The sequence below is a fragment of the Arthrobacter sp. UNC362MFTsu5.1 genome, assembly GCF_000685965.1.
In the GTDB taxonomy this organism is placed as follows: Bacteria; Actinomycetota; Actinomycetes; order Actinomycetales; family Micrococcaceae; genus Arthrobacter.
The window spans coordinates 11206-33820 of sequence record NZ_JMLE01000007.1 but is presented as its reverse complement, the minus strand read 5'-3'; the positions used below and the strand labels follow the sequence as shown (position 1 = coordinate 33820).

Sequence of the window (22615 nt, the reverse complement as noted above, 5' to 3'; positions counted from 1 at the left end):
CCGGCCGGCAGGCTAACCCTGCCGCAGCCTCCGCAGGCCGTCGCGCACCGTCCGCCAGGACCGCGCGGCGGCCTGCGCCGGTATGGCGGCGGCCCGTGCGACGGCACGTAACGGGGCGGTGACGATGCGCCCCCACCGGTTCATGACCGACGGCGGCAGCCATTCCGCCCGGAGCCTGCGGGCCGGCCGCGAGTGCCTCCGCAGCGATGCCTGCACCACCGCCATCCTGTCTGCCGCGGAGGGTGCGGCGGCGCCGGCGGCCCCGGCAGTTCCCGCAGCCCCGGCAGCGGCGGCGCCGTCGGGCGTCCCGGCCGGCGGCCCGTACTGCTGGCGTTCGTAGTCAGCGGTCAGCGACGCAACCGCCCGGGCGCCGGCGTCGTCCGCATTGTCCGGCCCGCCCAGGGCAGCCGACGAGCGCAACCGGCCGGAGAAGTGCCGCGGAGTTTCGCTGAGGCCGGGAGCCAGTCCGTAGTCGGTGGCCAGATCCCGTAGCTCGGCCCAGGCTGCCGCGGCCGCGTTGCCCCCCGGGGACGGTGCGCGCCTGAGCCGTTGTGACCGCAGGCCGGTGCGGACCATCCGGGGCGATGCGGCGATCAGCGCAAGGACCAGGAGGCCGGCGGCGCCGTAGAGCGGGAGCGTCAGCGGGTGCCCTGCCTCACCGGCCGAATCCAGCCCGGGGAGCGGCGCGGGTGTTTCCGGTGTGGCACCCGGTGTGGCGGCATTGGACGGGATGAGGTCGTCGTTGTTTTCATTGGTGCCGGCGCCGCCCGGCGTGAAGGCCTGCGCTGCGTAGTCCGGCACCATGCCACGGGAAGGTGTGGGTTCGAATGCCACCCAGCCGAGTCCTTGGAAATACAGTTCCGGCCAGGCGTGCGCGTCCCTGGAGTCAACTTCGTATTCTGTCAGTGCGCCCTGCCCGGGAACCGAAACCGTGCCGCCCGTGGACCGGCCCGGTGCATACCCCACGGCGATGCGGCTGGGGATCCCTTCCAGCCTGGCCATCACGGCCATGGCCGAGGCGAAATGGATGCAATAGCCGCTCTTCTGGGTCAGGAAGTCCGCCAGAACGGAGAGCCCGTTGCCGTCGTAGCCGCCCTGCACGGGGGACTGCAGGGAATAGGTGAATTCGACGGAGCGCAGGTAGTTCTGGATGGCCATTGCCTTGGCATACGCCGTGCTGCTTCCCGCGGTCACCGTGTCCGCGGTGCTGCGCACGATGTCCGGCACGTTGTTGGGCGGCCGGATGAATTCCTCCGAGATCCCGCGAACCGCCGCCGAAGACCGGGACAACAGTTCGGGCGTGAGCCTGGGGGCGCTGGACTGCACAACGTACTGCTGGTTCCGTGAGTTGGTGTCCACGCCCTTGATGCTCAGGGTGGCCGGATCCCAGCTCCACCGCCCGTCCAGGCCGTTGACCGAGTCCGGAGCGTACGGCGCCGGCAGGTAGGGGCTGGTGAAACGCCCGGTATTGATCGCAGTGACCTGCCGGACCTGCTCGTCAGCGACGATCTCATACCCGGTGTCCATCCGCCCGACGCCCACCCGGCGGGACCCGTCACGGTCGTCCGGTGACCACGAATCGCCGTCGAACCGGTCCACGGTGACGGACCGCAGGTAAGGGGGCCTGCTGGCACTGGTGGCATAGGTGATGCGCCCGTCGCCGGATGGACTCCGCAAGCTGTTGCCCAGGCTGATCATGGGGTTGAGGCCGGTGGACGAACCCCACGGGTTGAGCCTGGAACCCTGCGGAAACGTGCCTTGGTCGAAGCCCGGAATGGCGAGGGGGAGGAGGAGCGTGATCACCAGCGCCATGCCCCCCGTGAGGGCCGCACGGCGGAACTGTCCGGGATTCCGGGCGGTGTCGGCCACGGTGCGGTCAGCCGGGGCGAACCACTGGCTGCAGGCAAGGATCATGAGGTAGCCGGCGGCAGCGGCCGCAAACGCCCACGGCCCGACGCTCTGCGGTTTGACCATGGCCGGTACCACCAGGACGGCCACGAGCCCCAGCCCGCTGGTTGCCGGAAGAGCCAGGGGCACCGCAAGGGCATCGACCAAGATGACCACCAGGCCCAGGACCGCGCAGGTGACCAGTACGATGCCGGCGTTCGGGGCCACGGGGGAGCTCTCGGCCAGGACGGTTTCGCTGGCCCGGCGCAGATACCGGCCCAACTGCTCCATGGTGTCCCCGGACGGAATGAACCCGGCGATGCTGAACCTGCGGAAGAACGTGAAGGTCAGGATGAAGACGAGCGCTGCGAAGCCGCCGAGCGCCACCAGGAAGGGTTGCGCCCGCAGCGACCTCAGGGCGGCCATGGCCAGGGCAACAACAAAGACTGTGGTCAGCACCGGAAGATACCAGGCCCAGCCCCGCAGCACTCCGTTCAGGGACAGGGCGGCGCCGGCGACGGCCAGGGCGACGGCAGCGGCCATGACCCAGGGCTGCGCGCCGACCCGGCGCGGCCGTGGAGCCGGCGCCGTGGCTGGTGCCAGGACCTCGGACGTGCGGCCGGTCCCCGGACCGGAGTGCCGCTGGGGAGTCATGGTCATCGGCTGACTCCTGTGGCGCGGCGGACGTCCGCGGCGGCCGTGGCGGCAGCCGCATCGCGCTGGTCGAAAGAGGACCACGCCGCTGCCACCGATGTGCCGGGGGTGATGGCCACGGCCCGCCAGCCGCCGGACCGCAGGACCTCAACGGCGTCGCGGCACTCTCCGGGATGGTCGGTGACGATGATCGCAAAGGCGTTGGCCCCGAACCCGGCGGCGGCGGACAGCGAGCGTGCCTCGGCTGCCTGCACGTGGCCCAGGATCGCCATGATGGGGCCGCGCTGGCGGTGGGCGGAAAGCTTGTCCATGAGCCGGTCGTCGAAGGCCCGCTGACCCGATTCGGGCGCTGCATGGTGCGCTGCATGGTGGGCGCCGGAGAGCTGGATGGCCGCCAGGCTCTCGGCGATGGACTGCAGGCCCGCGGACCCGGTGTATTCCTCGGCCTCCGGTTCCGGGGCGGAGGGGGATTGCAGGAAGGCCGCTTCCCCCGCGGGGTCGAGGAACCGCAGGGCGTAGTTGCGTTCGGCCAGATGGGCGCTCACCGACATGGCGGCCGTAACCGCCCATTCGAAGGCGTCGCTGGTGACCAGTTCGTGGCCGTCCTCACCGGACGTGGCAGAAAAGGCGGCGCCCGGTCCGCGCGCAAACGCCGACCACCGCTGGTCCAGGATGATGGTGGCCTCCGGCGTGGTCACGGATTCCTCTTGCCGCACCATCAGGGCCCCGTGCCTGGCGGTCGCGGCCCAGTGGACCCGGCGCATCGGATCTCCGTGGCGGTATTCGCGGGTCATGACGTCGTCGTCGCTCGGGTTTGCCCGGATGCGCGTGGCCGTGACGCCGTCGTTGCCGCGTGCGCCGGCAAGTCCCGTCGCGGGGAGTTCGACGGCGGCGGGCGTCACCGTCAGGGTGTCGCCGTCGTCGATTGCGTGGCGGTGCAGCGAAAGTCCAAAGGGATCGGTGAACTCGGCCGTCACCGGGCCAATGACGAACTGACCCCGTTTGCCGGACCGGAGGTGGTATTCGTAGCGGCTGGTCCCGCCGGTCGCCGAGCGTGACGGGAAACGGAAGGCCGGCGACTCACCGAACCGCGACGGGAGGCGTTCCTCCATGATGACCTGGCCGGTGGCCGGGCCGGTCCGGGCCACAGCGAGGCGCACGGTGGTGGTCGAGGACGTTTCCACACTGGCTGGGCTGAATTCCCGGTACACCTTGAACCGGGGCTTGAGGAGGCGTATCCCTGCCAGTGAAACCAGCGGGAGGACGATCAGCAGGATGCCGAGCGAGAGGAGGTCGCGCCTGCCCATGACCTGTGCTGCCAGCAATGAGACCACACCGGCAGCCAGCAACCCCCAGCCGCGAGTGCTGAAGAGATGCCGCGGGAGCCTGTCGGTGAGGGCCATCGTGGCGCCGTCCGCTAGCGGCTGTGCCGAAGGTCCGCGCCGCCGCGCGGGCTGCCGGCCCGGGAGGGGGCTGCGGACATTTCCTGCGGCACAGGAAGTTTGGCCAGGATGCTGCGGATGACACTGTGCGGGGTTTCGCCCGTGCTGGCGGCCTTGCGGTCGAGGATGATCCTGTGCGCCAGCACGGCTTCGGCAACGGTGACGACGTCGTCGGGCAGCACGAAGTTCCGGCCCTCCAGCGCGGCGGTGGCCTTCGCCGCCCGCAGCAGTTGGAGCATGGACCGGGGACTGGCGCCGAGGCGGAGCATGGCGCTTTCGCGGGTGGCGCGCCCCAGCGCCACGGTGTACTCCTTGACTGCCTGCGAAACGTAGACGCGCTGGACGGCGGCGATCATGCCGGCCACATCGGCCGAAGTGACGACGGCGGTCACCCGGGTCAGCGGCGAGGTCGCCTGGTGCGTCTCCAGCATCTCGATCTCCGAGTCCTTGTCCGGATAGCCCATGGAGATCCGGGCCATAAACCGGTCGCGCTGCGCTTCCGGCAGCGGATAGGTCCCTTCCATCTCAATGGGATTCTGGGTGGCCACCACCATAAAGGGCTCGTCCAGCTTGTAGGAGTGCCCGTCCACTGTGACCTGGTGCTCTTCCATGCACTCCAGGAGCGCAGACTGGGTCTTTGCGGAAGCGCGGTTGATCTCGTCCCCGATGACAATGTTCGCGAACACGGCGCCGGGCCTGAATTCGAACAGCCGCGAGGCCTGGTTGTAGATGGACACACCTGTGACGTCCGAGGGCAGGAGGTCCGGGGTGAACTGGATCCTGCTCACCGAGCAGTCGATGGTGCGGGCGAGTGTCTTGGCGAGCAGCGTCTTTCCCACACCGGGAACATCCTCAAGCAGCAGGTGCCCCTGGGCCAGAAGAACCGTCAGGGCAAGCTTCGCCGCTTCGGCCTTGCCGTCGATGACCGTATTAATGGCTGACAGGATGCGCTCGCTGGCGGCGTGGAAGGCTTCGGCGTCCATGGCCGGCGGCCGGGTCCCGTTCAGTGGGTTTCCCGCCACTCCCGCACCGTCGGGGAAGACCTGCCCGTCAGGGAGGGCTTCATCTACTGTCGTGCGTCTGTGGGAGTCCATCGGCAGCCTTTCAGACCTGGGGAAGCCTGGCACGGGTTGGCAGGAAGTGCCGGCGCCCGCCGTCGGGCGTTCGCCCGTATGCCACCAGACTACTAACACAACTGCCGGGGCTAACAGAGAGTTCCGGTATTTCCCGGCAGGATCCGGGAAGCCCGGGAAGCTAGGGTAGAAGGATGAACACCCCGTTGACGCCAGCCCCGTTTCGCGTGCCCGGAAGCGACGGCTCCGGCCGGCAGGGCTATCCGCCCGCTCCCGAGCCGCTGCCCGTCCCGGTCATGGACAACCACACGCACCTGGACTTCCCCAACGCCGACGTGAAGGTGGAGGTGGCCGCCGCACTGGACGTTGCGGCGTCAGTAGGCGTGCAGGGAGCCGTGCAGGTTGGCTGCGACCTGGAATCCTCCCGGTTCACGGTGCAGGCCGTTGACCTGGACCCCCGCCTTCTCGGTGCTGTGGCCATCCACCCCAACGACGCCCCGGACTACGCCGCCCGCGGCGAACTGGAGGATGCGCTGGCCGAGATCGAGGCCCTGGCAGCGCATCCCAGGATCCGTGCCATTGGTGAGACGGGCCTGGATTTCTTCCGCACCGAGGGGGAGGGGCTGAAGCACCAGCGGTACTCGTTCCGGCGCCACATCGACATTGCCAAGCGCCTCGGCCTGACGCTGCAGATCCATGACCGGGACGCCCACGACGACGTTGTCCAGGTCCTGCGCGAAGAGGGCGCCCCCGAGCGGGTGGTGTTCCATTGCTTCTCCGGAGATGAACAGCTCGCCCGCACCTGCAACAACGAAGGCTGGTACATGTCGTTCGCAGGAACGGTCACGTTCAAGAACGCGGCCAACCTCCGTGAAGCACTTGTGATTGCCGACCCTGCCCGGGTCCTGGTGGAAACCGATGCGCCCTTCCTGACCCCGCACCCCTTCCGCGGCCGGCCCAACGCCAGTTACCTGATCCCTCATACGGTCCGTGCCATGGCCGAGTTGACAAGCACTGATTTGTCCGACATTTGCGCTCGGATTGCCCGGAATTCCCTGCAGGCGTACGGATCCTGGGACTGAGGAGAGCCCCGATCAGGGAACCCTCAGGAATACCAGGTATGCACAAAATCTTGGATGCTTTATAACGCTTCGGTTACAGTGGATAACTATTAGCCGGGGTCGGGGAAGGCCTTCGGATAATTTCGCTCAGTTCCGGACCTGCCGAGAGGCTGGTCTGCGGAGTCCTGAGCATGGCGGCGCACACGTCTGCTGCAAACATCCGGACCATGTCCGGAGTTGCCCTGAGGGTGTTTGCGTCGGTGGGTGATGTGCGTTTTTCCCCGTGCCCGGATGGTCCTAGAGTTACGGGCAATCGTGGTCAAGTTCTTCACTTCGGACGGTAAATTCAGTTTCGTCAAGGTCGGCGCCCAGCTGGTTGTGCTCTCGGCACTCGTGCTGGGCCTCGTGGCCTTCGTAGGCAACAACAAGACAGTCACCCTGAACGTGGACGGCAAAGTCAGCTCCGTCCAGACCTTCGGCGGGACCGTAGGCCAAGTGGTCAAGAGTGCCAAGGTGGAGCTGCAGGCCGCGGACCGGGTATCCCCGTCTGCGGACGCCCGCGTGGAGGATGGCTCGGTCATCAACGTCAATCTCGCCAAGGCCGTGAAGATCAGCCTCGACGGGGCAGAAAAGACCATTAACACCACCTCGGCCAATGTCGAAGGACTGGTCACGGAACTCGGCGTTGCCAGCGCCTCGGAAGTCTCCGTGCCGAAGGACGCCCAGCTTGCCGTTTCCGGTTCCTTTGTGGCCATCTCCACCCCCAAGACCGTCAGCATCCTGGCGGACGGCAAGGCCACCAAGGCGACCACCACTGCGGCAACCGTGGCTGAGGTCCTCAATGACGCCGGAGTAACCGTCGGCGCAGGCGACCGGCTGTCCCAGCCCCGCAACGCCCACGTCGTCAATGACATGGCCATCAAGGTGTCCCGGGTGGATTCCACCAAGACAGCCGCCACCTCCGAGGAGGTTCCTTTCGACACGATGAGTTCCGAAAGCGCCGATCTCTTCGTGGGCGAGAAGAAGGTCACCCAGGCCGGTGTCCCCGGCAAGGTGGACAAGAACTTCAAGCTCGTGCTGGTGGACGGCCGCGAAGCCGCCCGGACCCTCGTCTCCGAGACCGTCTCCGTCCAGCCCGTGACCGAAAAGGTCTCCGTGGGGACCAAGGAAAAGCCCAAGGCTGAAGCCGCCGCGAACACCGGCGCAGCAGCCCCCGCCATGATGAACGAAGCCATGTGGGACAAGATCGCGCAGTGCGAATCCACCGGCAACTGGTCCATCAACTCCGGAAACGGCTACTACGGCGGACTGCAGTTCGACATCCAGACCTGGATTGGTTCCGGCGGCGGGGCGTACGCACCCAACGCCAGCCTCGCCACCAAGGCGCAGCAGATCGACATCGCCAACCGCGTGTACGCACAGCGCGGCCTCCAGCCCTGGGGCTGCGGCTGGGCAGCGACCAGCTAGCAGTTACTGATCGTGTATCGCGGCAGCTGACCACCGCCGCGACGCAATAAAGGGCCAGGTCCGGAACGCCGGACCTGGCCCTTTGCCGTCCCCATGGCGACCCCTCCGAATACTGCCGCCTGGGACGGCAGCGCCGGCCGGCGTCGGACACGGCCGCCGCAGGCCGGCGGGATAGGATACCTAGGTGACTGAACCGACCCCCGCCGCCTCCGGCACCGCGCCCGCACCACTCTTTGGCGCCTCCGACGTCCGCCGGCTCGCCGAGGAAATCGGGGTCCGCCCCACGAAGACCCTGGGCCAGAACTTCGTGATCGACGGCAACACCATCCGCCGGATCGTCGCTGCCGCTGACATCCACGCCGACGAGACCGTCCTCGAGGTGGGTCCCGGACTGGGCTCGCTCACCCTGGGATTGCTGGACGCCGCCAAGTCGGTCGTCGCCGTCGAAATCGATCCGGTCCTCGCCGCCAAACTGCCGGGCACTGTGCAGCAGTGGCGCCCCGACGCCGCCAAGGATTTCCATCTGGTGCTGGCCGACGCCATGAGGGTCACGGAACTGCCGGTGGAACCCACTGCCCTCGTGGCGAACCTCCCGTACAACGTCGCGGTGCCGGTGGTGCTCCACCTCCTGCAGCACTTCCCGAGCCTCCGGCACGGCCTGGTCATGGTCCAGGACGAGGTGGCGGACCGGCTCGCCGCCGGCCCCGGGTCCAAGACCTACGGTGTGCCGTCGGTGAAGGCCGCCTGGTACAGCAGCATGCGCAAGGCCGGCGTGATCGGCATGAATGTCTTCTGGCCTGCACCCAAGATCCACTCGGGGCTTGTCGCCTTCACCCGCCGTGAGCCGCCGGTGACGTCGGCCACCCGCGAACAGGTCTTCGCCGTCATCGACGCCGCGTTCGCGCAGCGCCGGAAAACCCTGCGTGCCGCCCTGGCCGGATGGGCCGGAAGCGCCGCGGAGGCCGAACGTTGCCTGCTGGCGGCAGGTGTTGATCCCACTGCCCGGGGCGAAGTAATCGACATCGCGGCGTTCGCGCGGATTGCCGAAGCCCGTCAGGCCGCGCAGGGTTGAGTCGCAGGGGCGCTGCCGCATCGGGTGTCACCATGGGTGCGCATGCTTGGAGCCTGACGCTGCCATGCCATAGCTTGGACTCATGAACGCAGTGAGAGGGCGCTTTGCCGCGAGGACGGTCCGGGTCAAGGCTCCCGGCAAAATCAACGTCTCGCTGGATGTGGGCCCGCTGCGTGAGGACGGCTACCATTCCGTGGCCAGTGTCTACCTCGCCGTTTCCCTCTACGAGGAAGTGGCTGCCACCAGCACTCCCACGGAGGGCATTACGGTCAGCATCAGTCCGGCCAGCACGCTGGATCTGGCGGACGTGGACATACCGCTCGACGAACGGAATCTCGCCTACAAGGCGGCCGCCATCATGGCAGACGTGTCCGAGCACTCCACCGGTGTCCACCTGGAAATCACCAAGCGGGTCCCCGTGGCCGGCGGCATGGGGGGAGGATCAGCAGACGCCGCAGCCACGCTGCTCGCCTGCGACGCCCTCTGGAACAGCGGGCTGTCCCGTGATGAGCTCGCCCACCTGGCCGCAGAACTCGGGGCCGACGTCCCGTTTTCCCTCCTCGGCGGCACCGCGGTGGGACTCGGCGTAGGGGATGAGTTGTCTCCCGCGCTGGCCAAAGCGCAAATGGACTGGGTCCTGGTCACGGCCGACTACGGGCTGTCCACGCCGGAGGTCTTCCGCACCCTGGACCGCCTTCGCCTCGCCGAAGGCGTCACCGTGGAAGAGCCCGACGCCGTGGATCCGAAGATCCTGCAGGCGCTGCGCAGCGGGGACGCGGACGCCTTGAGCCGCGTCCTGGTCAACGACCTCCAGCGGGCCTCCATTGAGCTGGCGCCGGGACTGCGCGATATCCTTGGACTTGGCGAATCGTGCGGAGCGATCGCCGGACTTGTTTCAGGGTCCGGCCCCACCGTGGCCCTGCTCACGCACAGCCCTGCAGCGGCTGCCAGCCTCGCGGAGGACCTCGGCCATCACGGCCTGAACGCACTGGCCGTCCATGGACCGGTGCACGGGGCCCGCATCATCTCCGATACGCTCCTTTAGTACTTCCGACCCCGTTCGACCCTTTACGTTCGACGAATTTCCACCGAAGAAAGCAGTTCCCAGTGGCTCACCTGCTCGGCGGCGAGAACCTCACGGTCTCGTATGCAACCCGCACCGTCCTCGACGGCGTTACCCTCGGCCTTGAAGAGGGTGACCGGATCGGCATGGTGGGCCGAAACGGCGACGGCAAGTCCACCCTCATGCGCCTGCTGGCGATGCGCTCCACCCCCGATTCCGGCCGCGTGACCAAGCGCAGCGAAGTCAACATCGGCTACCTCGACCAGAGCGACGTGCTCGACGGCGACCTCACGGTCGGTGCCGCCATCGTCGGCGACCAGGCGGACTACGAATGGGCCCGCAACCCGCAGATCCGCGAGGTCATGGGCGGCCTGGTGTCCGACGTCGACTGGCACGCCAACGTACATGCCCTCTCCGGCGGGCAGAAACGGCGCGTTGCGCTGGCCAAGCTGCTGATCGAAGACCACGACGTCATCATGCTCGATGAGCCCACCAACCACCTCGACGTCGAAGGGGTCGCCTGGCTCTCCCGCCACCTCAAGACCCGCTGGCGCGCCAACCAGGGCGCCTTCCTGGTGGTCACCCACGACCGCTGGTTCCTCGACGAAGTCTGCAACAAGACCTGGGAAATCCACGACGGAATCATGGACCCGTTCGAAGGCGGCTACGCGGCCTACGTCCTGGCCCGCGCCGAACGGGACCGCTCGGCTTCGGTAATGGAAGGCAAGCGCCAGCAGCTCGTCAAGAAGGAACTCGCCTGGCTGCGCCGCGGCGCCCCCGCCCGCACCGCCAAGCCGAAGTTCCGCATCGAAGCCGCCAACGCGCTGATCGCCGACGTCCCGGAGCCCCGCGACTCGATGGCGCTGAGCAAGATGGCCACGGCGCGCCTCGGCAAGGACGTGCTGGACCTTGAGCACGTTTCCCTGGACTTCCTCGGTGGCGAAGCCGGCCAGAAGCTCTTCGACAACATCACCCTCCGCCTCGCACCGGGGGAGCGGCTGGGGCTGGTGGGCGTCAACGGCGCCGGCAAGACCACCCTGCTCAAGCTCCTCAACGGCGAAATCCAGCCCACCTCCGGCAAGGTCAAGCGCGGCAAGACCGTTGTTACCGCCGTGCTGACCCAGGAGGTCAAGGAACTCGACGACGTCAAGGACCTGCGGGTCATCGAAGTGATCGAGCGCGAAAAGCGGTCCTTCAATGTTGGCGGCAAGGAATTCAGCGCCGGCCAGCTGGTGGAACAGCTCGGCTTCACCAATGAGAAGCAGTGGACCCCGGTCAAGGACCTGTCCGGTGGCGAACGCCGCCGCCTCCAGCTCCTGCGCCTGCTCGTTGGCGAACCCAACGTGCTGATGCTCGACGAGCCCACCAACGACCTGGACACCGACACGCTCGCCGCCGTCGAAGACGTCCTGGACGGCTGGCCGGGCACGCTCGTTGTGGTGAGCCACGACCGCTACCTGCTGGAGCGCGTAACCGACCACCAGATGGCGCTGTTGGGCGACGGCAAGATCCGCGCGCTGCCGCGGGGCGTGGACCAGTACCTGGAACTGCGCGAAGGCGCCCTGGCCGGCTCCACCATCACAGGCGGCGGCAACCCCGTCATCGGCGCCAGCGGCAGCTCGGCACCCGCCGCCGAGGGCCCGGCCGGCCCCTCCGAAGCACAGAAGCGCGACGCCCGCAAAGCCAAGAACCGGATCGACCGCCAGCTGGGCAAACTGACCCAGCAGGAGGAAAAGATCCACGCCCAGATGGTCAAGAGCACCGCCGACAACGACTTCGACGCCATGGCAGACCTGAACAAGAAACTCAAAACCCTGGCCGAAGAACGCGAAGCCCTGGAACTCGAATGGCTCGAAGCGCTGGAAGTGCTCGGAGAGTAATAAGGGGGCCGGCCAGCAATGCGGGTGAGGGAGTTATCCGGCAGCGTGCGTCAAAGCGACGAAGGAGCAGCACGCAGAGGATGACTGCCTCACCGGGCGGCGGGCCTTAGTCCACGTCGGACCGGAGCTCGGGTTCCTTCTGCAGCCCCGTGAGGCCGTTCCAGGCGAGGTTCACCAGGTGGGCGGCCACGGCGCGCTTGTCCGGCGTGCGGCTGTCCTGCCACCACTGCCCGGTCATGGCCACCATGCCCACCAGCATCTGGGCGTACATGGCGCCGTCGGCCGCACTGAACCCGCGGCGGGCGAACTCGTCGGACAGGATGTGTTCCACCCGCGCGGTGACGTGGGAGAGCAGCGTGGAAAAGGCGCCTTCGGGCTGCGACGGCGGTGCGTCCCGCATCAGGATCCGGAATCCGTCCGTGCGGTCCTCGATGTACGTCAACAGGGCCAGTGCTGCCCGCTCCACCTGGACCCGTGGCTTGGCTTCGTCCGTGAGGGCGTCATTGATGGCGGCCAGCAGGATCCGGAACTCGTACTCCACCACCTGGGTGTAGAGGCCTTCCTTGGACCCGAAGTGCTCATAGATCACGGGCTTCGATACGCCCGCAGCAGCCGCAATTTCTTCGATCGTGGTGCCGTCAAGACCCCGGATGGCGAAGAGTCCGCGTCCGATGTCGATCAGCTGTGAGCGGCGCTGCGCACCGGTCATGCGGGGCCGGGGGATGTAACCGGGTGCCCTGACGGGCCGGCCGGGAGGGCTTCCGGCGCCAGCGGGCGCACCGTTGATCTTGCTCACCGTCCCATCATGCCTTAGGGATGCACCGGGCCCCGAGTCGCAAGTCCGCCGACCTTCGTGGCAGAATTGGTTCTCGTGCCACGGGGCTGCGGGTCCGGGCACGGTCCGCCCTGGTGTAATGGCAGCACCCCGGCCTTTGGAGCCGTGGAGTATAGGTTCGAATCCTATGGGCGGAACTGCCGCTGCGGACGGATCCCGGATCCGGAACAGACCGGCAAAGGTGTGAAAGTGCGCGCAACTGAGATCCACCAAGCAAGGAGAGCCTGTACGTGAGCCCCGAGACAACCGGCCCCGCCGCCGTCATCGTCCTAGCTGCAGGTGCCGGTACCCGGATGAAATCCCGGACGCCCAAGATTCTCCACGAAATCGGCGGCCTTTCGCTGGTTGGCCACGCCCTGCGTGCTGCCCGCACCATCGATCCCCGCCAGCTGGCCCTTGTGGTCCGGCACGAGCGCGACCTCGTGGCCGCGCACGTCTCCCGGCTTGATCCCGCGGCGCTGATCGTGGACCAGGATGAAGTCCCCGGCACCGGCCGCGCCGTGCAGGCGGCGCTGGAAGCCCTCGACGCCGGCGGACCGCTCAGCGGCACCGTTGTGGTCACCTACGGCGACGTGCCGTTGCTCTCGGCGGAGCTGCTTGCCGAGCTGGTCCTGATCCACGAACACGAACGCAACGCCGTCACGGTCCTGACCGCGGTCCTCGACGACGCGGCAGGCTACGGCCGGATCCTGCGGGCGGCCGACGGCACCGTCACGGGAATCCGCGAGCACAAGGACGCCTCCGACGAGGAACGTGAAATCCGAGAAATCAATTCCGGGATCTACGCCTTCGACGCCGCCGTCCTCCGCGACGCACTGGCCCACGTCACCACGGACAATGCCCAGGGCGAGATGTACCTCACCGACGTTCTGGGCATTGCCCGCGCGGCCGGCGGGCGGGTGGCCGCCGTGGTCACCAACGACCGCTGGCAGGTCGAAGGCGCCAACGACCGCGTCCAGCTCTCGGCACTCGGAGCCGAACACAACCGGCGCACGGTGGAGGCCTGGATGCGCGCCGGTGTGACGGTCGTGGACCCCGCCACCACGTGGATCGACTCCACGGTGACCCTCGCCGAGGACGTCCGGATCCTGCCCAACACCCAGCTGCACGGCGCCACGACGGTGGCGAGGGACGCCGTCGTCGGCCCTGACACCACGCTGACGGACGTCACCATTGGCGAGGGCGCCAAGGTGACGCGGACGCACGGCTCCGGAGCTGCGATCGGCGCGAACGCGAGCGTCGGACCGTTCACCTACCTCCGCCCGGGAACGGTGCTGGGGGAGACCGGCAAGATCGGCGCCTTCTACGAAACCAAGAACGTCACGATCGGCCGCGGTTCCAAACTGTCGCACCTCGGCTACGCCGGCGATGCGGAAATCGGCGAGGACACCAACATCGGCTGTGGCAACATCACGGCCAACTACGACGGCGAGCACAAGCACCGCACCGTGATCGGCTCCGGCGTGCGCACGGGTTCCAACACGGTCTTCGTCGCTCCGGTCCAGGTGGGCGACGGTGCCTACAGCGGAGCCGGCGCGGTGATCCGGCAGGACGTTCCCGCCGGCGCGCTGGCCATCTCGGTGGCCAAGCAGCGGAACGCCGAAGGCTGGGTCGTCTCGCACCGGCCGGGCTCCATCTCAGCAGTACTGGCCGAAGCCGCGGGGGCAACGGCGCCGGTCAGCGAAACAGCCGCGGCACAGCCGCCCCTGGATTCCTCAAGCACCCCGGCACCTACAGAAGAGGGCAAGCAATCATGACCGAAATTACGGCACGCGGCGAGAAGAAACTGGTTCTCGCCGCAGGGCGGGCCCACCCCGAGCTTGCGCGGGAGATCGCCAAGGAGCTGGGCACTGAACTGCTGCCGGTGGATGCCTACGATTTTGCCAACGGGGAAATCTACGTACGCGCCGGAGAGAGCGTCCGCGGCACGGACGCCTTCGTCATCCAGGCGCACCCGGCCCCGCTGAACAACCACCTCATGGAACAGCTGATCATGATTGATTCGCTGAAGCGGGCATCCGCCAAGCGCATCACCGTGGTTTCGCCCTTCTACCCCTACTCCCGCCAGGACAAGAAGGGCCGCGGCCGCGAGCCGATCTCCGCCCGTCTGGTGGCTGACCTGTACAAGACGGCCGGCGCGGACCGCATCATGAGCGTTGACCTGCACACCTCGCAGATCCAGGGCTTCTTCGACGGTCCGGTTGACCACCTCATGGCCATCCCGCTGCTGGCCGACTACATCCGCACGCGCGTCGCCGCGGACAACATCACCGTTGTCTCCCCGGACACCGGCCGCGTCCGCGTGGCCGAACAGTGGGCCGAGCGCCTCGGCGGTGCCCCGCTGGCGTTCGTCCACAAGAGCCGCGACCTCACGGTTCCGAACCAGGCCGTGTCCAAGACCGTCGTGGGGCAGATCGAAGGCCGCACCTGCGTCCTGATCGACGACATGATCGACACCGGCGGAACCATCTCCGGGGCCGTCCAGGTGCTGAAGAACGCCGGCGCCAAGGATGTCATCATCGCGGCGACCCACGCCGTCTTCTCCGACCCGGCTGCCCGCAGGCTCGCCGAGTCGGGTGCCCGCGAAGTGGTGGTCACCGACACGCTGCCCATCCCGGCTGACAAGCGCTTCGCGCAGCTGACAGTGCTGTCCATCGCACCGTTGATTGCCCGCGCCATCCGTGAAGTGTTCGACGACGGCTCCGTCACCAGCCTGTTCGACGGCAACGCCTAAGCCAGGGCCCACGCCAGCAGGGTTCCCTGAGCGAGCTTGCGAGCTTAGGGAGCTGGTGGGGATCCGAGCCCGCCGGCGTTGGGCCCCGTTTTCAGTAACAGGGCCCAACGCTGGTAGGCTGGTCCACGATACCTTGGCGAGGGAGAGCAGTCTCCGTTATCGACTGGGTCTGAATCTCCCTTCTTGAAGGGCCGGCCACGGGCCGCCCGGCGTTGAAGGTCGCAAACAGACCTCCGCCCTTGCTGAACACCCGTTTAGATTTCAAGGAGATTTACATGTCTGAGCAGAAGCTCGCAGCAGAAGTACGCACCGAATTCGGCAAGGGCTTCGCCCGCCGCGCACGCATGGCCAACCTGATCCCCGCCGTCATCTACGGCCACGGCGCAGAGCCGATCCACATCACCCTCCCGGCGAAGGCCACCACCCTGGCCGTCCGCACCGCCAACGCCCTGCTGACCCTGGACATCAACGGCGAACAGCACCTGGCCCTCGTCAAGGACATCCAGCGCAACCCGATCAAGCAGATCGTCGAGCACCTCGACCTCCTGACCGTCCGCACCGGCGAAAAGGTTACCGTCGACGTTCCCGTCCACCTCACCGGTGAACTGGCTCCGGGCAACGCCTACAACCAGGAAATGACCGTTGTTTCCCTCGAGGCCGAGGCAACCCACCTGCCCACCGCCGTCGAGGTCAGCATCGAAGGCCGTTCCGCCGGCGAGCACATCCACGCTTCCGACCTCGTCCTGCCGAAGGGTTCCATCCTGCTGGCCGACCCCGAGTCCCTGGTGGTCAACATCTCCGAGGCCACCGAGGTTTCCGACGAAGAGGCTTCCGAAGGCGCCACCTCCGAGGCTTCAGCCGAGTAATTCCGGCAGCCCGTTTCTCGTGGCCGGGTCCCTGTCGGGGCCCGGCCACTGCCGTATTAAAGCCCGTTTGCAACAACCCTAGGATTGACGAATGACTGACACCTGGCTGATCGTAGGCCTTGGCAACCCCGGCAGCGAATACAGCCACAACCGTCACAACGTCGGCCAAATGGTGCTGGATGAACTCGCGAGCCGGGTGGGCGGCAGTTTCAAAGTCCACAAGGCCCGCGCCCACGTCCTGGAGGGCCGGCTCGGGATCGGAGGACCCCGCGTCATCCTGGCCAAACCCATGAGCTACATGAACGTCTCCGGCGGTCCGGTGTCCGCCCTATCGAAGTTCTACGACATCGGTCCGGAGCACGTCGTGGCGGTCCATGACGAAATCGACATTCCCTTCAATACCGTCAAGCTCAAGATCGGCGGCGGCGAAGGCGGCCACAACGGGCTCCGGGACATTTCCAAAGCGCTGGCCACCAAGGACTACCTTCGGGTCCGCGTCGGAGTGGGCCGCCCGCCGGGCCGGATGGATACCGCCGACTTTGTTCTGAAGGACTTCGCCACGGCCGAAAAGAAGGAACTGCCGTTCCTCCTGGATGACGCCGCCGACGCCGTGGAGATTGTCATCAAGGACGGCCTTGCTGCCGCGCAGCAGAAATATCACACGTCGGTTTAGTAACGTTGCCTCGAAACCGCCTCTTTAGCGGTAGCCTGCGGGTGGGGGACTGGTCACGGTTGGTGCAATGCAATTGGTTAACCAGTTGCATAAAGCGGCCTAATTGTTTAGCCATACCTGCTATGGTAATTTTCACATTCAAGGTCTTGTTGCCTCGTTTGGCGGCATCGGAAAACTGAACACCCGACGGCTCAGCCAACTCGCATCAGCTGGAGCCACGAAGGTAGCGTGATCGATCGTGCTTGCATCACCAGGCTCTGAACATGGGGGGCTCCTGGAGACTGAACGCCGGGGCATGGGAGCCTCCGAGCGTCGTAAGTGGTCGTCTTTGGTCAGGCAGGACATCCAGGCGTCCGTCGTCTCCATCCTGTCTGAGAGCGAACTCCACGGCGTCGTAGTCGTCGGCGCGCAAGGCGTCGGCAAGTCCACTTTTGCGCGCGCAGTGGAAGCCAAGCTGGTGGGCAAGATGCATATCATCCACCTCCACGGAACCACCACTGATCCTGCCATTCCGTTTGGTCAACTGGCCTTTCTCGTGGCCCGGCTGCCCGGACATGTGCTGGAATCCCCGGGCGAAATCGTCCACGGCATTTCCCGGCTCATCCGCGAAGACGCCGCCGGGCGTCCGGTCCTGGTTGTGCTCGAAGACCTGCCGGCGATCGACAGCATGAGCACCGCAGTCCTGATGCACCTCATCCTGAGCGGCGCCGCGAAGCTCATGGTCACCGTTCGCAACGTGACGGACATGCCCGAAGACCTGATCCGGCTCCTGCGCAACAATTCGCTCGAAGAAATCCGGCTCGAAGTATTCACCAGGCCGGAAGTGAGCAAACTGCTTGCCGGCGTCCTGGGGCGTCCCGTGACTGCCACCGCCGCCAGTTCGCTGTACGCGGCGAGTGGCGGAAACCCGCTGGTTCTCCAGGCGATCGTGATTGAGCAACTGCGTTCAGGCAACCTCCACCTCGCCGGGAAAGTCTGGGCGCTGCGCGGGGGGATCAACCTCGCGGAAGCCGACGCCCTGGTGGACCTGGTCAGGTCCCGGTTGGCACGGGAAACCCCCAAGGTCAGGGAAGGCCTGGAGTGGCTGGCCCTGATCCGCCGGGTTCCCTTATTCGTCCTCCTCGATGTCCTGGACCCGGCCGTGGTTGCCGACCTCGAAAAGGCCGGGTATTTGCAAGTCGGTGAGACGGGCCGCCGCTGGGTGAGCCTGAAGGACGACTACGTCGGCGAAGTCATCCGGGGCTGGATGGACCTGCCGCGGCGCAAGGAACTCCACCAGCTCGTCGCACGGGTTGTGGGTGCAACCCCTGCCGAGATGGATGTCGAAGAGCTCCTCGGGTATGTCGCCTGGACCCTTGACTGCGGTGAGCCGGTGGAGCCGGCGTTCGCACTGGCCGCTGCCGCTGCGGCGAACCGGCTGTTCGACCCGATGTTCGCCTTGGAGGCGCTAGCGCAGATCCACGTCGGAGACCCGCACTGGGCTGAGGCCGCCCAGCAACGGGCCGCCGCCTACATGACGCTGGCCGAGCATGAGTCTGCCGTGGCGGTCCTCGAGGAGGTCACACCCGAGCAACTGGCTGAACTACCCGCGACCGCCTACGCGAGCTGCGTGCAGGATTTCTGCAGCGCGCTGCTCTGGGTCCACGGAGGGTACACGCGGATCGACGGAATCCTGTCGGCGGCCCGGCAGGAGCTGGCCCGGCGGGAAAGGGCATCCATCGGCAATGAGACGCCGGCCGACTTTGCCCGTGCCCACGAGCTGATCATGCTCGCCGAATTCGAGCAGATGATCCACCAGGGTGAATACGCCGCCGTCGCCGAAGACCTGGAACGGTCCTACAAAGAAGACGGCGACCCGCTGTACGTCCTGAACTGCGCCTGCCTGCTGACCATGGCGTGGGCGGTCATAGGCAGGGAGGCGGACGCCATTGCCCTGGCAGCCGAGATTCAGCACCGGATGGAACAGTCCAACGTGGCGCCGGGAATGCTGGCCTGGCAGGCCGAAGGACTGTTTGCCGCCCTGCTGTGCAGCGGCCAATGGGAGGACTGCGTCAGGATACTCACCGACGCACTGGACCAGAAGCCCAAAATCATGCAGTACCTGGGTGGGGCGGCAGAACTTGCGCTGGGTGTGGCCTACACCTATGCCGGACGGGCCGACCTCGCCATCGACACGCTGCTCGGCGCCCAGGCGCAGCTGGAAATCAGGCGGAGCTACTACGGACCGTCACTGGCCTGCTCAGCCCTGGCATTCGCCTACGCCCAGGCCGGGGACATCCAGGAATCGCGAAACTTCCTCGACCTCGCAGCCCAGGAGGAACAGCATGTCGCCTGGTTCACCTCGTGGATGGCCGAGTTCTGCGTGCGGATGGCCAAGCGGTGGCTCAAGGATCCGGGTGCAAAGCAGAAGCTGATCGAGTCCGCGCACGAGGACATTTCCAAGGGGCGGACAACCACTGCCTCCATCAGCCTGTTCGGTGCTACGGTGCATGGAACGGAGGAAGAACTGGTTCTGCTGACCGAGGTGTCCTCCCGGAGGCAGGGAAAGATGGCCAGCGTCAACCGTCTGGTCGGGGAGGGGAGCAGAAAGAAGGATTCCAAACTCCTGCTTGAGGCTGCGTCACTGGCCCAGGAGCTGCACCTCGACGCGGTGGAGTCCAGATGCGTGGTGCTGGCGCTGGACATCGCCAGGGAAAAGGGGGACTCCCAGTCCGCACGGGCCGCCCAGCACCGGCTGGACCGGCTCGTGGAAACGCTGCCGGTGTTGCCGCTGATGCCGCACACGGTGGGACCGGAACTGACCGAACGGGAACGGCAGGTTGCCAGAATGGCCAGCCAGGGGTTGAGCAACAAGGAAGTCGCCAACCGGCTGCAGCTTTCCATTCGTACGGTGGAAGGCCATCTCTACCAGATCTTCACGAAAATGGGGATTTCATCGAGGAGTGAGCTTGAAGGAACCGCTCAAGTCTGACGGGAAGGCTTCGGGGCGGTCGCGCGCCGGGACCCGGCGCCAGAATGCTGATGATCCCTGGATAGACCGGGGGGACATGCTGTCCGCGGTCAAAGACGCCCTCGCATCGGACGACTGCTGGGCGGTTTTCGTCGTCGGCGACGCCGGATTGGGAGCGTCTTCGTTCCTGGCGCAACTGAATAGCGCCGGGAACGGCCGGCAGGCGGTCATGACCGTCCACGGAAGCCCGTCACTTTCACCGGTTCCGTACGGTGCACTTTCCCCGTACCTGTCTGATCTCTCAGTAGAGGACGTCACCTCCAAAGTGGCCGTCCTCAGGGCGCTGTGGGCGCACCTCGAAAGCGGCCGGAAGGGTCCGGGACCGGCCCTGCTGCTGGTGGACGACGCCCACGACCTCGACACCGCCACGGCCGAGATGATTTCCGAACTTGTCCAGGCCGGCTGGGCCAAACTCGTCGCCACCTGCATTCCGCGGCCCGGCATCCCCCAGCCCTTGCTCCGGCTCTGGCACGACGGCACTGCCGAACGGTTCGACATCGCCCCCCTCACCCTGGAACAGGGCCATCAACTGTGCGAGGCCCTGCTTGAGGGCAAAGTGCTCAACAGCACCTCGCGTGAATACTGGCAGGAGGCCGGCGGGAACACGCTGCTGCTCAAGACCCTGATCCGCGAGGCCCAGCGTTCCGGCGACCTGATCCAGCGCAACGGGGTCTGGCTCAACGCAGGTTCCTCCCATGTACGGACGCTGGAACTCACCGCCGTCGTGAAGGTCCAGCTCATGCGCATCTCGGCCGACGGCCGTGAGGCGCTGAACCTGATCGCGCTGGCGGAACCGGTGGACAGGACCCTCGTGGGAGAGATCGCGGGTGAGCCCGCCGTCAAGGAACTGCTGGACCAGCGTCTGGTGGTCCAGTCGGTGGACAGCGAACCGACGCTCCGGCTGGTCAGCCCGGTCTACGGGGAAGTGCTGCGCCGGATCGTTCCCGCGGCCCGAAGCCTCCAGCTGCACCGGGAGCTCGTGTCCCGGATGGAACTCTCCGCTGACAAACCCGAGTCCCTGCTCCGGATGGTTTCCTGGTCTTTGGACTGTGGAGCGGAAGTCCCCGCCAGGCTGCTGATCCGGGCCGCCGTGCTGGCCTGCAAGCTCTTCGAAAGCGAGACGGCCCTGCGCATCGCCTGGGCTGTCCGGGATCCTGAACTGCAACAGACGGCACGGGCCGTGATGGCCCGCTCGCACTACAACCTGGGGCACTACGACGAGGCTGCCGCCCTCTTGAACGTGAATGTGGACGCCGGCAGCGGCCTCACGCACATGGTGGTCAACAGCCTCTTGAGGTCCGCCACCCGGACGGCACTCGGGCAGCCCGCCTCTGCCATCGAGGAGGACGCCCGGCGCCTTCGCCTGTGGGGCGAAGAAGAGGCCGCTGCCCACCCCGCGGAGTCGGCCTCCATCCGCAGGCTCACGGCACGGCGGGCCTCCCTGGTGGAACTCATGGCGTACTCGCTCGCGGGCGACTACAGGCGGATGGGTCCCGGGCTCGATGACCTGCTGGCAGCCGACGCTTCCGCAGGGGAACCGGACGGCGCGCTCACCAGGTCGATGGCACTGGCCCTGCAGGCCGAACGGCTCTGTGCGCTGGGGTATCCGTTGCAAGGGCGCCAGCTCGCAATGGATGCCTACGGCCAGGTCCAGCCGCCGGACAACGACATCTTCTTCCTTCCGGAGTTCACTGTGGTGCGGCTCGTCGCCTGCGACCTGGCCGCAGGGGAGTGGGCTGAGGCCCAGCAACTCCTGGATGGCTACGCCCAGACGTCTTTCGGTTCCGCCATGGTTTCCTTCAGCGGTGCCTCATATGTCGTCATGGGCTACATTGCACTCCGGCAGGGGAAGCTCGCCGAGGCTCTGGAATTGCTGGTCACCGGGATTGAAGCCCTCCGCGACAGTGATCCCCAGCAGATGTTCCGGTTCTGCGCAGCCATGGCCTACTACGTGGCGGCGGCCCAGGGCTTCAAGGCCGAGGCCGACAGGCTGCGGTCGGACTATGAAGCGTGGGGCGAGCGCGGCATGCATCTTGTGACAGCATTTGCGCGGGACTTCCTTGCTGCCGGTGAGGAACTCCAGGCAGGGAACGGATCCGGCATCGCGGCCCTGCACCGCAGCGCGGAGGAAGCCGCGCAACAGGGCGCAGGGTTCTTGGAACTGAACGCCCTCGCCCTGGCCATGAGCCTGGGAGACACCACCCGGCTGGGGCGTGTGCAGGAGCTGGCCGGCTCGGTGGAAGGCGCTTGGGCGGCGGCCCTGGCTGAATACTCCGCCGCGCTCGCCGATGGCAGCGCCGAACTGTACCTGCGTGCGGGGGAGTCGCTCTTCGCGGCCTCGGCCTTCCAGCTGGCCTCGGATGCCTATGCCGCAGCCCTGACCTCATTGGACCGGAGCCGGAACCGGGAGCTGGCAGCCATGGCCCGCGCCGGCATCGCCCGATGCAACGAAGAGCTGGGCCACGCCGGCAACGAAGCCCAGCCGGACACGGTGGCCCCGATCCTGACCAAGCGCGAACGGAACATCGTGGGGCTGGCGGCCACGGGACTCAGCGACCGGATGATCGCGGACAAGCTCCAGATCTCCGTCCGAACGGTGGAAGGCCACCTTTACCGTTGTTACCTGAAGCTTGGCATCGCGGGACGTGACGAGTTGGCTGCCGCCGCGGGCCTCGGAGAGGACCCGCCGGTTAAGGCCAAACCAGCACCCGGGAAATGAGTACTTGGACCGGGAGGTCCTACTCGGACGTGGCGCTCAAAACGGTGCGGCGACGGCGACTTGTTAACTATTTTGAAGCGCCCCGGGCGCACCTCTAGCCGCGTGTCAGCGCTGGATCCGCGGGGCCGCGTACCTTGGTCCGGTGACCAGGGGTACTTGCTTTCCAAGTACAGGTATCG

At 66.8% G+C, this 22615-nt stretch carries 15 protein-coding genes and 1 tRNA gene; 12 read left to right on the top strand and 4 right to left on the bottom strand.

The annotated features are described in order from the left end of the window. Positions 1–12: 12 nt before the first annotated feature. From BS38_RS0108550 to BS38_RS24755, 3 genes are read right to left on the bottom strand one after another with little or no spacing between them, the layout of a single operon-like run. The gene (locus tag BS38_RS0108550) at positions 13–2547 is read right to left on the bottom strand and encodes a DUF3488 and transglutaminase-like domain-containing protein (protein WP_028270416.1); all 2535 of its coding nucleotides are present in this window, start codon (positions 2545–2547) and stop codon (positions 13–15) included. Next, positions 2544–3944, bottom strand: a complete 1401-nt coding sequence (locus BS38_RS0108545) for a DUF58 domain-containing protein (RefSeq protein WP_028270415.1) — start codon at positions 3942–3944, stop codon at positions 2544–2546. The genes BS38_RS0108550 and BS38_RS0108545 overlap by 4 nt, the downstream gene beginning before the upstream one ends. 14 nt (positions 3945–3958) lie before the next feature. After that, the gene (locus tag BS38_RS24755) at positions 3959–5077 is read right to left on the bottom strand and encodes an AAA family ATPase (protein ID WP_043438132.1); all 1119 of its coding nucleotides are present in this window, start codon (positions 5075–5077) and stop codon (positions 3959–3961) included. Between the two features lie 173 nt (positions 5078–5250). Here BS38_RS24755 and BS38_RS0108535 point away from each other — a divergent pair, with 173 nt between their 5' ends. The 5 genes from BS38_RS0108535 (at position 5251) to BS38_RS0108515 (ending at position 11599) form a co-directional block, all read left to right on the top strand. Beyond that, a complete protein-coding gene (locus BS38_RS0108535; RefSeq protein ID WP_028270414.1) occupies positions 5251–6138 on the top strand; it encodes a TatD family hydrolase in 888 nt (295 codons plus the stop codon). A gap of 294 nt (positions 6139–6432) precedes the next feature. Beyond that, entirely contained in the window at positions 6433–7584 is a 1152-nt protein-coding gene (locus BS38_RS0108530) for a resuscitation-promoting factor (RefSeq protein ID WP_028270413.1), read from the top strand. Between the two features lie 184 nt (positions 7585–7768). Continuing rightward, positions 7769–8656, top strand: coding sequence for a 16S rRNA (adenine(1518)-N(6)/adenine(1519)-N(6))-dimethyltransferase RsmA (gene rsmA / locus BS38_RS0108525; protein ID WP_028270412.1), 888 nt, complete (start codon positions 7769–7771; stop codon positions 8654–8656). A gap of 82 nt (positions 8657–8738) precedes the next feature. Then, positions 8739–9701, top strand: a complete 963-nt coding sequence (locus tag BS38_RS0108520; protein WP_028270411.1) for a 4-(cytidine 5'-diphospho)-2-C-methyl-D-erythritol kinase — start codon at positions 8739–8741, stop codon at positions 9699–9701. Positions 9702–9763: 62 nt separating this feature from the next. After that, a complete protein-coding gene (locus BS38_RS0108515) occupies positions 9764–11599 on the top strand; it encodes an ABC-F family ATP-binding cassette domain-containing protein (protein WP_028270410.1) in 1836 nt (611 codons plus the stop codon). A gap of 106 nt (positions 11600–11705) precedes the next feature. Here BS38_RS0108515 and BS38_RS0108510 read toward each other — a convergent pair whose 3' ends face one another. Then, entirely contained in the window at positions 11706–12308 is a 603-nt protein-coding gene (locus BS38_RS0108510) for a TetR/AcrR family transcriptional regulator (RefSeq protein ID WP_028270409.1), read from the bottom strand. Positions 12309–12499: 191 nt separating this feature from the next. Between BS38_RS0108510 and BS38_RS0108505 the strand changes: the two genes are divergently transcribed. The 7 genes from BS38_RS0108505 (at position 12500) to BS38_RS0108475 (ending at position 22436) form a co-directional block, all read left to right on the top strand. Beyond that, positions 12500–12571: transfer RNA gene (locus tag BS38_RS0108505), tRNA-Gln, on the top strand. Between the two features lie 93 nt (positions 12572–12664). Next, a complete protein-coding gene (gene glmU / locus BS38_RS0108500; protein WP_028270408.1) occupies positions 12665–14191 on the top strand; it encodes a bifunctional UDP-N-acetylglucosamine diphosphorylase/glucosamine-1-phosphate N-acetyltransferase GlmU in 1527 nt (508 codons plus the stop codon). Continuing rightward, positions 14188–15168, top strand: coding sequence for a ribose-phosphate diphosphokinase (locus tag BS38_RS0108495; protein WP_028270407.1), 981 nt, complete (start codon positions 14188–14190; stop codon positions 15166–15168). The genes glmU and BS38_RS0108495 overlap by 4 nt, the downstream gene beginning before the upstream one ends. Before the next feature lie 275 nt (positions 15169–15443). After that, positions 15444–16034, top strand: a complete 591-nt coding sequence (locus BS38_RS0108490; protein ID WP_028270406.1) for a 50S ribosomal protein L25/general stress protein Ctc — start codon at positions 15444–15446, stop codon at positions 16032–16034. A gap of 91 nt (positions 16035–16125) precedes the next feature. Next, positions 16126–16707 carry an aminoacyl-tRNA hydrolase gene (gene pth / locus BS38_RS0108485; RefSeq protein ID WP_028270405.1) on the top strand — a complete coding sequence of 194 codons (582 nt, stop codon included), beginning with the start codon at positions 16126–16128 and terminating at the stop codon, positions 16705–16707. A gap of 238 nt (positions 16708–16945) precedes the next feature. Beyond that, positions 16946–19678, top strand: coding sequence for a helix-turn-helix transcriptional regulator (locus BS38_RS24750; protein WP_156037094.1), 2733 nt, complete (start codon positions 16946–16948; stop codon positions 19676–19678). Next, on the top strand, positions 19656–22436 hold the full coding sequence (locus BS38_RS0108475) for a helix-turn-helix transcriptional regulator (RefSeq protein WP_156037093.1): 2781 nt from the start codon (positions 19656–19658) through the stop codon (positions 22434–22436). Before BS38_RS24750 ends, BS38_RS0108475 begins: the two co-directional genes overlap by 23 nt. Positions 22437–22615 lie beyond the last annotated feature (179 nt).